The sequence below is a fragment of the Pseudomonadota bacterium genome, from assembly GCA_034189865.1.
Lineage (GTDB): Bacteria > Pseudomonadota > Gammaproteobacteria > UBA5335 > UBA5335 > JAXHTV01.
The window spans coordinates 1-13,385 of sequence record JAXHTV010000047.1 but is presented as its reverse complement, the minus strand read 5'-3'; the positions used below and the strand labels follow the sequence as shown (position 1 = coordinate 13,385).

Annotated in this window: 14 protein-coding genes; 4 read left to right on the top strand and 10 right to left on the bottom strand. The window is 58.7% G+C overall.

What is annotated here, in order from left to right; translation table 11 throughout:
* On the top strand, window positions 1-256 hold a 256-nt coding region (locus SVU69_13270), incomplete at its 5' end, for a hypothetical protein (GenBank protein ID MDY6943968.1).
* Window positions 257-307: 51 nt separating this feature from the next.
* Here the strand turns inward: SVU69_13270 and SVU69_13265 are convergent.
* Genes SVU69_13265 through SVU69_13255 form a run of 3 tightly spaced genes read right to left on the bottom strand, consistent with a single transcriptional unit; the run spans window position 308 to window position 3,214 of the window.
* Window positions 308-742: a VOC family protein gene (locus SVU69_13265; protein ID MDY6943967.1), complete on the bottom strand. Its 435-nt coding sequence runs from the start codon at window positions 740-742 to the stop codon at window positions 308-310.
* Window positions 735-1,772, bottom strand: a complete 1,038-nt coding sequence (locus SVU69_13260) for a M14 family metallopeptidase (GenBank protein MDY6943966.1) — start codon at window positions 1,770-1,772, stop codon at window positions 735-737. The genes SVU69_13265 and SVU69_13260 overlap by 8 nt, the downstream gene beginning before the upstream one ends.
* 8 nt (window positions 1,773-1,780) lie before the next feature.
* A complete protein-coding gene (locus SVU69_13255; protein ID MDY6943965.1) occupies window positions 1,781-3,214 on the bottom strand; it encodes a glutamate--cysteine ligase in 1,434 nt (477 codons plus the stop codon).
* A gap of 191 nt (window positions 3,215-3,405) precedes the next feature.
* Here SVU69_13255 and thiI point away from each other — a divergent pair, with 191 nt between their 5' ends.
* Window positions 3,406-4,638 (top strand): tRNA uracil 4-sulfurtransferase ThiI, encoded by a 1,233-nt coding sequence (gene thiI / locus SVU69_13250; GenBank protein ID MDY6943964.1) that lies wholly within the window; start codon window positions 3,406-3,408, stop codon window positions 4,636-4,638.
* A 28-nt stretch (window positions 4,639-4,666) separates the two neighbouring features.
* Here the strand turns inward: thiI and SVU69_13245 are convergent, their stop codons facing one another.
* The 3 genes from SVU69_13245 to SVU69_13235 all read right to left on the bottom strand — a co-directional run bounded on the left by SVU69_13245 (window position 4,667) and on the right by SVU69_13235 (window position 6,957).
* Window positions 4,667-5,041: a phage holin family protein gene (locus SVU69_13245; GenBank protein MDY6943963.1), complete on the bottom strand. Its 375-nt coding sequence runs from the start codon at window positions 5,039-5,041 to the stop codon at window positions 4,667-4,669.
* Window positions 5,042-5,173: 132 nt separating this feature from the next.
* Entirely contained in the window at window positions 5,174-5,971 is a 798-nt protein-coding gene (locus tag SVU69_13240; protein MDY6943962.1) for a dienelactone hydrolase family protein, read from the bottom strand.
* 8 nt (window positions 5,972-5,979) lie between these two features.
* Window positions 5,980-6,957 (bottom strand): 5'-nucleotidase, encoded by a 978-nt coding sequence (locus tag SVU69_13235; protein ID MDY6943961.1) that lies wholly within the window; start codon window positions 6,955-6,957, stop codon window positions 5,980-5,982.
* A gap of 188 nt (window positions 6,958-7,145) precedes the next feature.
* On the opposite strand from SVU69_13235, the gene SVU69_13230 reads away from it, so the two are divergent.
* Window positions 7,146-7,781 carry a MarC family protein gene (locus SVU69_13230; GenBank protein MDY6943960.1) on the top strand — a complete coding sequence of 212 codons (636 nt, stop codon included), beginning with the start codon at window positions 7,146-7,148 and terminating at the stop codon, window positions 7,779-7,781.
* 56 nt (window positions 7,782-7,837) lie between these two features.
* On the opposite strand, the gene nfi is transcribed toward SVU69_13230, so the two are convergent.
* The 4 genes from nfi to pfkA all read right to left on the bottom strand — a co-directional run bounded on the left by nfi (window position 7,838) and on the right by pfkA (window position 12,747).
* On the bottom strand, window positions 7,838-8,506 hold the full coding sequence (gene nfi, locus SVU69_13225; protein MDY6943959.1) for a deoxyribonuclease V: 669 nt from the start codon (window positions 8,504-8,506) through the stop codon (window positions 7,838-7,840).
* Between the two features lie 63 nt (window positions 8,507-8,569).
* A complete protein-coding gene (locus SVU69_13220) occupies window positions 8,570-11,155 on the bottom strand; it encodes a M4 family metallopeptidase (GenBank protein MDY6943958.1) in 2,586 nt (861 codons plus the stop codon).
* A 106-nt stretch (window positions 11,156-11,261) separates the two neighbouring features.
* Window positions 11,262-11,792 (bottom strand): hypothetical protein, encoded by a 531-nt coding sequence (locus tag SVU69_13215; GenBank protein ID MDY6943957.1) that lies wholly within the window; start codon window positions 11,790-11,792, stop codon window positions 11,262-11,264.
* Window positions 11,758-12,747: a 6-phosphofructokinase gene (gene pfkA, locus SVU69_13210; GenBank protein ID MDY6943956.1), complete on the bottom strand. Its 990-nt coding sequence runs from the start codon at window positions 12,745-12,747 to the stop codon at window positions 11,758-11,760. Before pfkA ends, SVU69_13215 begins: the two co-directional genes overlap by 35 nt.
* A gap of 164 nt (window positions 12,748-12,911) precedes the next feature.
* On the opposite strand from pfkA, the gene SVU69_13205 reads away from it, so the two are divergent.
* On the top strand, window positions 12,912-13,385 hold a 474-nt coding region (locus SVU69_13205), incomplete at its 3' end, for a hypothetical protein (protein MDY6943955.1).

Genomic DNA, 13,385 nt, shown 5'->3' with positions numbered 1-13,385 from the left:
TATTCCACCCGATTGGCCGGTGGAAGCAGAACTGTATTACGAAGACGACCCCGAACCGGAAAAGTCATTTGAGGTTGAAGACTTCCCAGGCGCCTATCCGCGCATGGGCGTGCGGGTCACCAAACTACCGGTGGGCAAGCTGAATATCGATCTGAGCGTGATCCTCTGGTTCCCAGCGACCGTGGGCGATGAGGGGCCGGTGCCATTCGCCGCCGGCATGGATGCACCACCTTCTGTGACCGTCCAAGACATTTAGCCCAAAACCGAACGACAGGGAGGCTCCATCACGGGGTCTCCCTGCCTTTTCTTAGCGATGGCTGCCCGTTCGATCGAACATGCCCTCGGCATGACGGAAAGACTTGAACTCTAACCCGTTACCGCTGGGGTCCAATAGAAACAAGGTCGCCTGCTCTCCGGGCTGCCCCCGGAAACGAACGTGCGGCTCGATCAAAAACGCCGCGCTGGCATCTTTCAGTCGATCGGCCAGCGCCTCCCAAGCGTCCCAAGGCAGCACCAACCCGAAATGGCTGACCGGCACATCATGCCGATCCACCGAATTGGTGGGCACGCGAGGCATGGTGTCTACCAAATGAGCCGTGATTTGGTGACCAGCAAAATCGAAGTCGATCCAACGATCGCTTTCACGACCGAGCGCACAGCCCAACACATCCCGGTAAAACCGGCGCGTCGCAGCCAAATCCGTCACCGGAAAAGCCAAGTGAAATGGCGGGTGCTCACTCATGATGAGACGGTGGCGGCGGCAGCGGGTAGCGCTCCATCAGGTAGCAGAGGCAATCCTGCCGGATGATGTCGGGATTGGTCGTCAACATCGAAGGCAACGCGGGTTTGCGCAAACGCAACTGCCCTGAGCGGACGGCAAAAAACTCACGGGTCACATCCAGGCCATCTTCATCGGTCACGCGCACACAGGGTGATTGATAAGGATCCGACTGAAAACCCAATACGGTCTCGGCCGGCAACTCCCGAAAGTTGAGATGATCCATGTCGTCAACAAACCGCAACGTGGCGGGTGAGTCATCCGATTCAAATGCCATCCCGATGTGGTCCGGTACCGTCACCGTCGCGACGGTGTGAAACAGATCGATATCCGAGGCGGCGACCGCGTGACGGGGCAAGGCCGACAGCTTCAGACAAGCCTCGACATATTGCCGGGCATGCTCAGTGGCCCCTGGGCTACCCACCTTTCCGCACTCGATGGTCACCGCGGGGCAATGCGGGGCCAGCGCCATGGACTGTACGCCCTTAGGTCGGATGAAATACACCACCGTTCGGCTGAACAAAGCCGCCAAGTGCAAAAAGCGGTGATCGAGCACGTTGACACAGCCGTAGTGCGGGTTGATGCCCGTGTTGTTGTGCAAATCAACACTCACGAACAAATCCCGTCGGGTCACCTCATCCACAACCTGCGCCATCAAACGGGCTTCGGGCCGGTCGGTTTCTGCAGTGCCCGGCCACACACGATTGAAGTCCGCCTGGCCGTCGAGCGCTCGCATACGGTGTCTCGCCGCGGCCACGTTGCCGATAAACAGCGACAGCCCCCGCGGCAACAGCCCCTGCCCCTCGGCCAACAGCGCACGAACCGCCTCCCAACCCGTATCTTCATTGCCATGCAACAGGACACTCAAGAACAGGGTGTCCTGTTCCCGTCCCGGCAGATGAATCAGCGTCGGCCCTGCCAGCACTTCGTGTAGTCGATTGGCCGGCCGCGACAATAGGCCGTCCGGGATATGGTCCAAAACGTGAAGTGTCATATCGCTGCTCATAGCGTCCATTCGTGTACCGGCGTTTGAGTGGCTTGTCGTTCAAGGTAAGCGGCCGTCAACGCGACCATGTCTCGGCCGTGCTTGCGCACATAGGCCCGCTGCCAGTGGCAACCGTTACGCCCGGTTCGAGCCCGCATGAGAATGATCTCAAGGTACTCGGCGATGGCACGGGGGTCCAGCTCCAATGACTGCAGCCCCTCCCGGGCCAAGGGCACCAATTTCTGGATAATCAGATCGGAAATGGGAACCGGTCCGCTTCCCGCCCAACGGATGCGGGCATCCAACCCCCCTTTTGCGGCGGCGTAGAAGTTGGCCCGGACCTGTTCGAAATCGTCCTGCCGATTCGCATCCGAGGGCGCTTGGCCCAGGGCATGCACCAAACCCAAAAAGAACGCCATATCGGCCACCATGTCGGGAATGGAAGGCCCGGCCGCAACCACCCGATGTTCAACGCGCAAATGGGGCCGACCGCTCGCGTCGAACCCGATCAGAGGACGATTCCAACGCCAAATCGTCCCATTGTGAAACCGCAGACATGGCAGCCGATTTGCGCCCTCGTCAAAGTGGATGGGCAACAACACCGGATAATCCGCCAGATTCTCTCGAAAACATGCCATCAGCGATCCGCGGGGATACCCGTGACCAAAACAAACGCGCTCTGAGGGCTCATCGGTATGGGCACCGACACCCCGGAAGTCGACGGATTGCTCGAACACCGGAATGCGGGTTTCGGCCCACAGATCATGGTCGAACAGATACGGTGAATTGGCCGAGACCGCCACCATGGGTGCAGATACCGCCATGGCCGCATGGAAAAAGCGCAACGCATCGTGCGGTCGCAACTGCAAATGTATCTGCAGCGAAGTCGCTACCGACTCGAGCATCACATTGGGATGAGACACATGCAATTCCTCTTCGCCCGTGATGTCGAGCCGAATGGGACGTGCGTGACGTGATTGGAGCAATTGCTCGTTGAGCGCCGCATAACGTTTCATCGGCGACATGTTGCCGGCGTGCAGATGGTCGCGGCGGATGGTGGGCAGAATACCAATCGTTGCCAGTTGCAAACTCCGCGCCGCGGCAGCCTCTTGGCACTCCGACCAGCTGCGCTCTAGTTCGTCGGCCAAGCGGGATAAGCCACCGCCCGCCAATACCTGGGGGTCGCCGTTCATTTCCACGTTGAAGCGGGCCAGCTCCGGGCTGACGCGATCCGGCTCACACCGAGCCAGCACGGCGGTATTATCGGGCGCGGGCATGTACTCCCGGTCAATCAGGCAGGCTTCGAGTTCAAATCCGGCGACGCTGGCGCCGCTAACAAAAGCCTCGTCGCGAAACCATTGCTCTAACAGGTCGGTTTCCACCCGAAGCCGGTGTTGAAAATTCTGATAGTCCTCACGCGTAAATCGCGTCGTTTCGATTTCTTCGCCCATCGCTCCGTTCGCATGCCGCCGCAGTGCTGCATCCGTCCTTGTTTTTGGTTTTATCTTATTGTCACCGATAACAATCGAATTGATTTGATTTGCGTCATCGCACCCATCGGGGTCTAATAGGCGCCGTTTCAAGCGCTCGCCGCTTGGATTCCTAAACTCCCGAAGCGACGTCAACGCGCAGACCAGCAATCATGGCCTTAGCACCCAACCGGATTCTCATACATTACGGCGAGATCGCTTTAAAGGGTCGGAATCGAGGCGATTTCGAAGGGACCCTGAGAGAGAACATCAAACACCGCTTGCGCCGCGAGAAGCTTCGCTGGCGCGTCACCCGGCATCACGATCGCTTGCATGTGGATGTCCCGGAAGCGGAGGCCGACCAGATCGAGCGGGCGCTCATCGCCTTGTCAAAGGTCACGGGCATTTCCTGGCTGGCGCCCGCCCGGTGGCTACCCAGCGTGCGAGGTGATTCCAGCTTGATCACCATTGAGTCGGAAACCCTGGCTTTGGCCGAAGCCCATTTTAAAAAGGATGGTGCGTTCGCAGTTCGGGTCCGCCGGGGTCATAAGGGATTTCCCATGCGCTCCAGCGAACTGGAGCGTCATTTGGGCGCGCTGATCATTGAACGAACAGATTGGTCACGGGTCAACCTCACCACACCCGACCGAACCTTTCACGTCGATCTCTATCCCGCGGGCACATATTGCTATGCCGACAAACGTCAGGGCGTGGCGGGATTGCCGGTCAATACCGGCGGGCAGGTTCTGGCCCTGCTATCCGGGGGGATCGACTCACCCGTGGCTGCCTACTTGATGGCCCGGCGTGGCTGCCGTGTGGACGTGCTGCATATGACAGCCAGCCACGTCCAACAACGAAACCCGCTGGACAACCCCGTGGTCGGACTGGCCCGTCAGCTCAGCCGTTTCACCCAGCGCACACGCCTGTTCATGCTGCCTTATACCCACTTCGATCTGGCGTTGGCCGGTCAGCGCACCGGTTACGAGATGATCTTATTTCGCCGGTTCATGGTGCAGCTGTCAGAAACCATGGCCCATCGAATCGGCGCCTTGGCCCTGGTCACCGGCGACAGTCTCGGTCAAGTGGCATCTCAGACCTTGGAGAATTTGGTGGCCCATACGCAGGCCACTGAAATGCCCATACTGCGGCCGCTGATTGCCTTTGATAAAGAAGAAATCATTCAAGTGGCACGCAAGATCGAGACCTACGAAATCTCGATCCAGCCTTACAAAGACTGCTGTGCTTTGCTCAGCCAGAACCCCAAAACCAAATCCACGCACGAACAGCTCACCGAGCTGGAAAACCGTTTGCTGCCCGACCGGGCGGGATTGATAGAACGGACCATCGACGATGGTATCGAAATGATTTTCGATTGCGGCGAGGAAATCATCCCCGCCGCCGGCTGAGTCACACCGCCGCTCCCCTTGAGGACGATCACTCGCGGTGGACCATGATCTCCACACGGCCCTGTGGTCCGATGTACCAAGACGCCATGGAGCTCACCAAACTGACAATGATCGAAGCCAAAACGGCGGCTAAAAAACCGCTAACGCTCACACCCGGCATCAGCGCGGCCACTAAGGCCAGCATGGCAGCATTAATCACCAGCAAAAACAGGCCGAGTGTAATAACGGTAATCGGCAGCGTCAGAACAATTAGAATCGGACGAACGACGGCATTGAATAAGCCCAGCAAAAATGCCGCGCCCAACAAACTCCAGAAATCGGCCACGATCAAGCCCGGAACAATCGCGGAAGCGATCCCCAGGCCCATGGCCGTTATGAACAGGCGGAGTAGAAATCCCGGCATGAAGCGCCCTCCCGTGTTCCGGTAAGTGATTGAGGCTCAGAAGAAAAAGACTCGAATCATCCGTTATCAACATGGGGTTGAGTGGCTGGAATATCAAGCAAACGTTTTCCGAGAGACTCGCGCGGAAAGGTTTCAGGAAAGCGTCGTAGGTGGCTTCAAGCGCTGTTGAAAAAAACCCAGCACCCGATCCAAGGCCGCCCGGGTTGGATGACCGACCTCATCGACCAAATCGTTCGTTAACACCGAGTGGGCAATGCGTTTGATACCATGAGCGTTTCCGGGGCCGGAATCGATCTCAATGGCTTCGAAACCTGCACCCAACTCTTCTCTCAGGGTGTTGAAACGTGCCGCGCGACAGGCCACGTCGTGGGTGAATCGCAAACCCAGAACCGGGGTACCCTCGGCGGTCCGCTGCTTGATGACCGCCAATTCCTCGTCGGATACATGAATCGCGGCGCGTTGCCGCCGGGTCAACCCGAAAGGTAACGAAGGTTGACTCAACACCGGTGCCATGACCGACGGATCTACCATGAGGGACAGCGCGAAGTTGCCGGTCAAACACATTCCTACAGCGCCCACCCCGACACCACCACAGTCCTGGTGAACCTGACGACACAAGGCCCGCAGAAAATGGGTCACGGGGCTCGAACCCCGAGCGGCCAGAACGCTGAACTCCCGGTTCACACACACCCGGGCTGTGCTGCCCAGCAAATACCCGACGGATAGGGGTTTTCCCGGCATGCCGAATAGCGACGGCATCACCACGGTAAAACCCGCGTCGGCCACTCGCCGACCGAACCGGGCCACTTGTGGGGTAATACCCGGAATCTCGTGCATCACCACCACGCCGGGCCCTTCCCCGCGCCGGTAGATCGGCACGGTTTTGTTCTCGAAGGTAAAGCTCGCCTCACTAAAGCCGCGCACTTCCATCGGACATCTCACTTGTCCTGGCGATCATTTGAATCGCCTTCGGTATCCGCCGTTAACGCCTCGGTCGCCAACGCTCGAAGTGGGGAATCGCTTTTATACGGGACTTTTGCGGCCGGCACGCCACGGGACGCCAGATCCACATGTCCATGCTGGTCGTCAAAGAAGATATGGGCTCGAAAAGCTTTAAGCACTTGGTCTTTCGGCAGTCCGCCGAGAAAGAACGCCTCATCCACATTCACATCCCAAGCCCGCAGCGTTCGTATCACGCGTTCATGTGCGGGGCTATTGCGTGCCGTCACGATCGCGAGGCGGACCGGTGGTTTCTCTGCCGGTACGGTCGCCTGGAGATACGCCAGTGTTTTTAATAACTTGGCGAATGGACCGACTTCCATGGGCTGCTTCGCCATGCGTTGTTCATGGTCGACAAACGCATCCAAACCTTGAGTCTTGTAGATCCGCTCCGACTCGTCCGAAAACAATACGGCATCGGCATCGAAGGCAATCCGGATCTGGTCGCGGTCGGGGTCGAAACCGGCCGGTGGCGGATAGAGAAACGCCGCGGCGAATCCACTGTCGATGGCGCCCTGAACATCGGCCTCCGATTTGGAAAGAAATAAGTCCACGCTGTAGGCGGCCAAATAGGGCGGAAGCGGGTCCCCACCGGTAAATGCCGTGCGGGTGATATCCAAATTATAGTGCTTGATGGAGCGAAAGATCCGCAAGCCGGTATCCGGGCTGTTGCGGGACATGATGATCACTTCCACCAGCCGTTGCTGCGGTGAATAGCGATTCAGTCCAAGAAGCGCTTCCACCAAATGAAAGGCCGTGCCCTTCTCCAGAACTTGCTCTTCCTGGCTTCGCTGGAAATCCCGATAGGCCTCTACGCCTTCCGCTTCAAAAACCTGATTGGCAGTCTCCAGGTCAAACAGCGCGCGCGACGATATGCCGATCACCAGACAGGTTTTCAAATCGAGCTTTGCCGCCAACGTTGAGCCTCTATTGCATACTGGTATTTTGATCCGACCTTAGAACCAGGTCCTTGTTCCGCAGACGACTAAAACGCCGATATCAGCCGAAAAGCGATCGCCTCAATCGGGCCGTTTGCCCTAAACTCGCGCCAGCATCGCCTCAGCCACTTAAACTATAGACAAGGAGGTCAGAGTTAAAGTACGGCATGATTCTAACCGACTGGCTTAATACTTTCGTGATGCTGTTCGTGGTGATCGACCCCATCGGGGTCGCGGCCATGTTCGGTGTCCTCACGCGTGACTCGGACCCCGGTTACCGGCGCACAATGGCCCTGAAAGGCTCCGCGTTATCAGCTGCGATTCTGTTGTTTTTCGTGTTCAGCGGCGGTTGGTTGCTCAATGCCCTCGGCATCAGTCTGGCGGCGTTTAAAGTCGCCGGTGGTTTCCTACTGTTTTTGTTGTCCATCGACATGGTATTCGCCCGCCAATCGGGCTTGCGCTCGACCACCGCGGGTGAGCGGGCTGAGGCACGTGAAAAAGCGGATATTTCCGTCTTTCCCCTGGCCTTTCCCATGATCGCCGGGCCAGGCGCTTTGACCACCGTCTTGTTGCTACAGGCCGAGGGCCAGGGCGACGCCATTCACTTCGCCGCGGTCATGGCTGCCTTGGCGCTGGTCCTGTCGCTCACTTGTATCGTGCTTTTGGCAGCGGGACCGCTGTTACGAATTCTGGGTGAAACGGGCATCAACGTAGTCGACCGCTTGTTCGGCGTTATCTTAGCGGCCTTGGCCGCGCAATATGTCATGGACGGCGTGCAAGTCGCCTTGGGGATCACTATTTAACAGGTCGGGCCGTGGCCCGCGCAGAACGCCCATGCGTTTTTTACCCGGCGGTCCGCTCAACGCGCGGTGGGTACGACGCCATGAGAGGCCAAGCGATCGGCATATCGGGTGGTCTCCGGCAGCCGATAACGGGTCGTGCATTGCAAGGTATAGCGAATCGCGGTCTCGAGGCAAACCCGGTGGCCGATGGAGACGAAAACCGGCCGGACGGCTGCCCGGGTACGGAGCACCGCTCCGATCACCTCCTCCCCATCACACAATGGCGTCCAATCTCCCTTGTGGTTGCTCGGTTCGACGAACTGTCCCACTAGCCGCGATTTAGCCACGCCGATGGTGGGACAATCCAGCTCCAAACCCAAGTGGCTGGCGATACCCAGGCGGCGAGGATGGGCGATCCCCTGGCCGTCGACCAGCATGAGATCCGGTTGGCTCGCCAATCCGGAAAGCGCCTCCAAAATGGCCGGAATTTCCCGAAACGACAATAATCCGGGCACATACGGAAAACGTGTGGGGACCGAGACCACCGAGTGGTCCACAAGCTCCAGCGAGGGGAACGCCAACACCGCCACGGCCGCGCGCGTCAGCTTGCCCCGTTCGGGAAAGCCGACGTCCACCCCGGCGACCCGATGCACCTCACCCAGCCGGTCGACCCGCTGAACCCGGCTAGCCAGACTCCGCTGTAAGGCGACCGCTTGCTTCGGTGTGTAGTCCCAGTGTTCCGTCACGGCAGCAGGACTCCGCTTGTGCGTGTTGTTAAATGGGATCTCACACGGCCGAGCGGTGATCGCTTATCGACCGAATAAGCCGACGATGGCCTGGATCAGGGTGAGCGGCAGCCGGAGGATCGCCAACAGCAGGCCCAAAATCCCACCAGGCTGGCGCTTGCCGACCACATCGATCGTCACCGAATCGGTATCTTCCAATCCTTTGTCATCGGTGACCTTCAACTGGAATATTAGCTCGGCCGATGAGTCCGGTGCGTCGAAGCTGGGTGTAGCGGTATCGGCACCGTTCAGGACCACAGCCGGACCGGCCGTTTGTGTCCAAGCGTAGCCCACGATCGTGCCGTCCGGATCGTCGCTCCCGGCCCCATCGAGAAGTACGTAAGCCAGTGGCGCAACCGATTGGTCCGGCCCTGCATCCGCCTGGGGAGGCGATCCATCGAGCGTACAAACGGAAATCCGCACATCGTCAACGAACCAGCCCAAAGGGCCATTGACCTGTGAATCGTTCGCTTCGCGGAAACGCAGCAAGAAGCTCTCGGCTTCCAAGCCACGCAAATCATAGCGGCTCGACACATACCCGTGGCTGGTTGCGGTAAAGGCTTCCCGACCTGCCAGCGGATTGGTATCGCCCGAAAAAATGCTGCCATTGTAGTCTTGACCGCCATCGAACCATGGCGACATATCGGCCCAGCTCACCCCGCCATCCAGACTGTACTCCAGCACGGCGCCATCGTAGCGTTCGGCATCGAAATACTCGAAGTCGAACGCATGGCGAAAATGCAGATAGGCGTTCGCGGGCAAAACCAGGGGTGAACTCAATCTCAGGACATCATCGGAGGTCGAGTCGATATCACGTACCCAAGCCGAATAGTCACCGGATGCCGCATAGCCGATCGCCAGTTGCCACGGGTTGCTGGTCAAACCATCGTCGATTTGCGCCACCTGAAAGTTGGACAAACCGGCCTCGAAGTCGTCCAGGAAAAACTCATTCGGCACATGGCCCGCCGGGCAGAACTCGGCATCGGGATTAAAACCGGCCACGGGCTGCTGATCCATTTCCACCGCATCCAAGGCTTTGTTGAGCTCAGTACAGTCGGCCACCGTGATGCCATGGGCGCCCACTAAACTGTCGCAGGCATCCAGCAAAGCACCGTAGAGATCGGCGTAGTCGGCCCCGGATGTGAGCCGATTGACCTGGGCGTCGTAGTAAATGCGGGCGACTTTCTCGATCGCCACCGTGGGATCGGCATCCAGCGGCATAACTGTCTGGCCGTTGAAATCGCCGCCATCCACCAACAGCACGACGGCCTTATTGTTGACCCCACTGTTGGAATGAACGCCCCCTTGATCGCCCGCACCGGTGAAATAGTTGGGGCTGGTGATGCGATCTGGATCACCGAACACGGTAGGATCGGCCAAGTCTCGAATGGCTCCGAGTGAAGGAATATCTTCGCCCAGTCGCCAACGATCTTCGAGGTTGTCGGACCCCGCGCCATTGGTCAAATCGATAAATTCACCCCACAAATCCGAAAACGATTCGTTGATGGCGCCGGATTGGTAGTAATAGAACAAACCGGAGGTGTAGTCGGTCACGCCATGGGTGAGTTCATGCGCCACCACATCATCGGCCAGCGACAAACCGTCGCAGTAAATCATCTCACTGCCATTCCAGAAAGCGTTGGGACAGGAGAGGCCGTCATTCCAGTCAACCACGGAAACCAAGGTCATGCCGGCATCGTCCAGGCCGTCCCGACCGTGGACGTCGAAGTAAAAGTCGTAAGTGTCTTTGGCGAACCGGTGCGCGGCGTCGGCGTCAGCATCACCCCCCTCAGTGCAATTCGGTGCCGACTCGTCACAGACCAAGCTGCCGGGCAACGGTCCACTGGTGCCCGATAGGGTGTAGGTCTCCCGATTCAAAGCGGTGTCGACCTGATTGAAATGCAGAGCCACTGTATTGGCCTCGGCATCCACCAGAATTAATTCGCGAATGCCCTGCGAAACCGACGCTGTGACATCGACACGCCAGACCAATCGTGCCGGTGCCGAACTGTAATGCAAAAGCGACGGCTCGTAGATCATCAATTCCGGATCGGTAGCGAGCAAATCTGCCGGATGAATCCGATACCATTTCGCGACGGCGTTGATCGCGGTCTCACGGGCCTGTACCAGCGTAACCGTCGGCCGCGGCTTAACCCGGATACCGGTGGCCACTTCACCGTTCATCGACTGGACACGCCGGTCTGCACTCAGGTTGACGACCAGCTCGCCCGCGAGCACCGGAATGCCGTCGACCAGCTGATTGACCCGGACCGCCGATGTTCCGTCAGGCTTCATCAACATTCGGGACAGACGAACGTCGGCCACCGGATCAGCGAGACCGAATAAAGCACCATATCGACCCACTGCAGCCAGAGCACTGTCTGCCGGTGACGTATCAGCAGTGACGCCGGCCAGTGGCACCGGTTTGGCACGATCGAATGCCATGGACCGAAGGTTGGAGGGACCGCTTCGAAAGCTCAGCCGAACTGAATCGGTTTCGACCTCAAAACGGTTCGCGGTTTCGGCCTCGGCAAACGCGGTGACCGGTAAAGCCAAACATCCGATCAAGCCCCAAATGGGAAACCGAGCCAACGAACTAAACCTGCGCATAGACATTCCCGGAACATTCATCTCGTTGTTATGAGTTTCAAGCGCGACCACGCCCCGACAGTCCATCGACCATCGTCGAACGGTGCCCGGTACTGAGCCGGACATCCTAGGGTGAGCGATCACATCCGCCGAACTGCTGCAGTTGGCGAACCAAAAGCCGGGACAATGCCCAACCGAAAATTTCGTTTTTGTCTTCCCGCCCCGTGAACGCTGTCGAAAAACGCTTGCCGCGATCGTGAACGACCAACTGATAATAAATACAATCGGCACAATGGCCTGGACCCGCATGCCGTTCGTCCGAATCAACCTGTCGCCAGAAATCTTCCAATGCCGCTTTGAATGCAACGCGTTCTTCGTCACTCAACGGTCGATGACATGTCAATCCCGCCCGTCGATCCCACAGATTGAGTGTGCCGGCCGCGTCGATGCGCACGCAGCGATCCACGCCCGCCACACCTCCGGAGACGGTCAATTCGGCAAAGCGAAGCGCCGGTATCGGACCCGGCGGCGTGTTGGATGTGGATGTGTTGACACACGCGCTCAAAACGAGCGCCAATGCCAACACCCGACATCGGATGAGCATCCGCGATGAACCGGTGCCGTTACTGCGCCAGCACGCGGATGATGTCGTACTCATGGGTGGGCGCCCGTTTGGTCCGCCCCAGCACTTCTTGTAACGGTACCGCGACCAACTGCGTACCTTGAAGTCCCACCATGGTGCCCACCTCGCCACGGCGCAAAAATTCCACCGATTTGGCACCCATTCGGCTGGCCAGTAGACGATCAAAATGGGTCGGGCGGCCACCCCGCTGGACATGTCCGAGCATAGTGACCCGGCACTCGTATCCACGATGCTTTTGTTCAATATAGTGGGCAATTTTGTCAACTTTGTGTTCGGCGCCTTCGGCCACGGTGACGATGACGTGCGCTTTTTCTCGTTCCCACGCTTGTTCCACGGCGTTGAGGATATCTTCTAGCGAGAGTTGAATTTCGGGAATGTGAATCACTTCCGCACCACCGGTGTAACCCGCCATGAGGGCGAGATAGCCACAACTGCGGCCCATGGTCTCTACAATCAAGACCCGCCCGTGACTGCTGGCGGTGTCGCGCAAACGGTCGATGGCCTCCAAAATGGTGTTGAGCGCGGTGTCCATACCGATGGTCGCATCGGTGCCGAAAATGTCGTTGTCGATACTGGCCGGCACACCGACCACCGGAAAACCATGGCGGTGCAACGCCGCGGCGCCGCTTAGGGAGCCATCTCCACCGATCACGATCAGGCCATCGATCTCGCGATCACGGAGCACACCGATCGCCCGCTTCTGGACGTCATCTTCCTTGAATTCCGGCAACCGGGCCGTTTTCAGGAACGTGCCGCCTTCCTGGAGCTTCCCTCCCACGTCGCGGGCACCTAAAGGGACAAATTCCTTGTGCAATATCCCATAGTAGCCGCGCATCACACCCAGCGTCTCCAGGCCGTGATGCTGGGCAAATCGCACCACAGCTCGAATACACGCATTCATGCCGGGAGCGTCTCCGCCGCTGGTCATCACGGCGATCTTACGTAAGGCGGACGATTGCGCTTGACCCATGCTTTGCTCCTTCTTCAATGAGATGTGATGATGGGAAGCGGCCCGAGGGACCTACAGCCGCGACAGATCCGTCAACGCCAAACCAGCATACGCCCTGAAATCGCGCCCTGGCCAGCCGTGAACCCCGTAACGAATTTACCGAACTGCCGGGGATCAGAAAAATAATGACCGGAAAGAAACCCAAGACCCGCCCCATGAAGCCGTCGCAATCGCTGGAAATCCAATCGACCGGGCTTCCAGACGGCGTCATCGAGCTGGCCGCCTCACTTCCGCGTCCCGAAGAATGCCTTGACCAAACCGAACTGACTCTTTGGATACGGGCTGGGACTTACGTCTTCGTCAGCGGACTGGTGCTGCTGGCCGCGTGGCGGCACACGCTACCGGATCAGTGCATCGTTCGGCTCGACGATACGGGCTGCAATGAACGGGTCCGCCGCCTCATCACCGCTGCGGGCACTCACCAATCGTTGGCCCGGCAACCGCCGAACGATTCCGCTCCCGCATCTCCCGCCCGGTTGCTGGGCCGGTATCAATGGCCTCGGGCAGCTCACAAAGACATCCGACAAGTCGGCCGCCTCCGCCAACGCCGGCGGCACCAAGGGGGCGCAGGCCGCGATGAACCCGAAGACGGCGCTCCG

Bases quoted from the DNA above. Each gene is read 5' to 3' on its own strand.
- SVU69_13265 (MDY6943967.1), bottom strand. From the start codon at position 742: ATGAGTGAGCACCCGCCATTTCACTTGGCTTTTCCGGTGACGGATTTG.
- SVU69_13260 (MDY6943966.1), bottom strand. From the start codon at position 1,772: ATGACACTTCACGTTTTGGACCATATCCCGGACGGCCTATTGTCGCGG.
- SVU69_13255 (MDY6943965.1), bottom strand. From the start codon at position 3,214: ATGGGCGAAGAAATCGAAACGACGCGATTTACGCGTGAGGACTATCAG.
- thiI (MDY6943964.1), top strand. From the start codon at position 3,406: ATGGCCTTAGCACCCAACCGGATTCTCATACATTACGGCGAGATCGCT.
- SVU69_13245 (MDY6943963.1), bottom strand. From the start codon at position 5,041: ATGCCGGGATTTCTACTCCGCCTGTTCATAACGGCCATGGGCCTGGGG.
- SVU69_13240 (MDY6943962.1), bottom strand. From the start codon at position 5,971: ATGGAAGTGCGCGGCTTTAGTGAGGCGAGCTTTACCTTCGAGAACAAA.
- SVU69_13230 (MDY6943960.1), top strand. From the start codon at position 7,146: ATGATTCTAACCGACTGGCTTAATACTTTCGTGATGCTGTTCGTGGTG.
- SVU69_13220 (MDY6943958.1), bottom strand. From the start codon at position 11,155: ATGCGCAGGTTTAGTTCGTTGGCTCGGTTTCCCATTTGGGGCTTGATC.
- SVU69_13215 (MDY6943957.1), bottom strand. From the start codon at position 11,792: ATGAGTACGACATCATCCGCGTGCTGGCGCAGTAACGGCACCGGTTCA.
- pfkA (MDY6943956.1), bottom strand. From the start codon at position 12,747: ATGGGTCAAGCGCAATCGTCCGCCTTACGTAAGATCGCCGTGATGACC.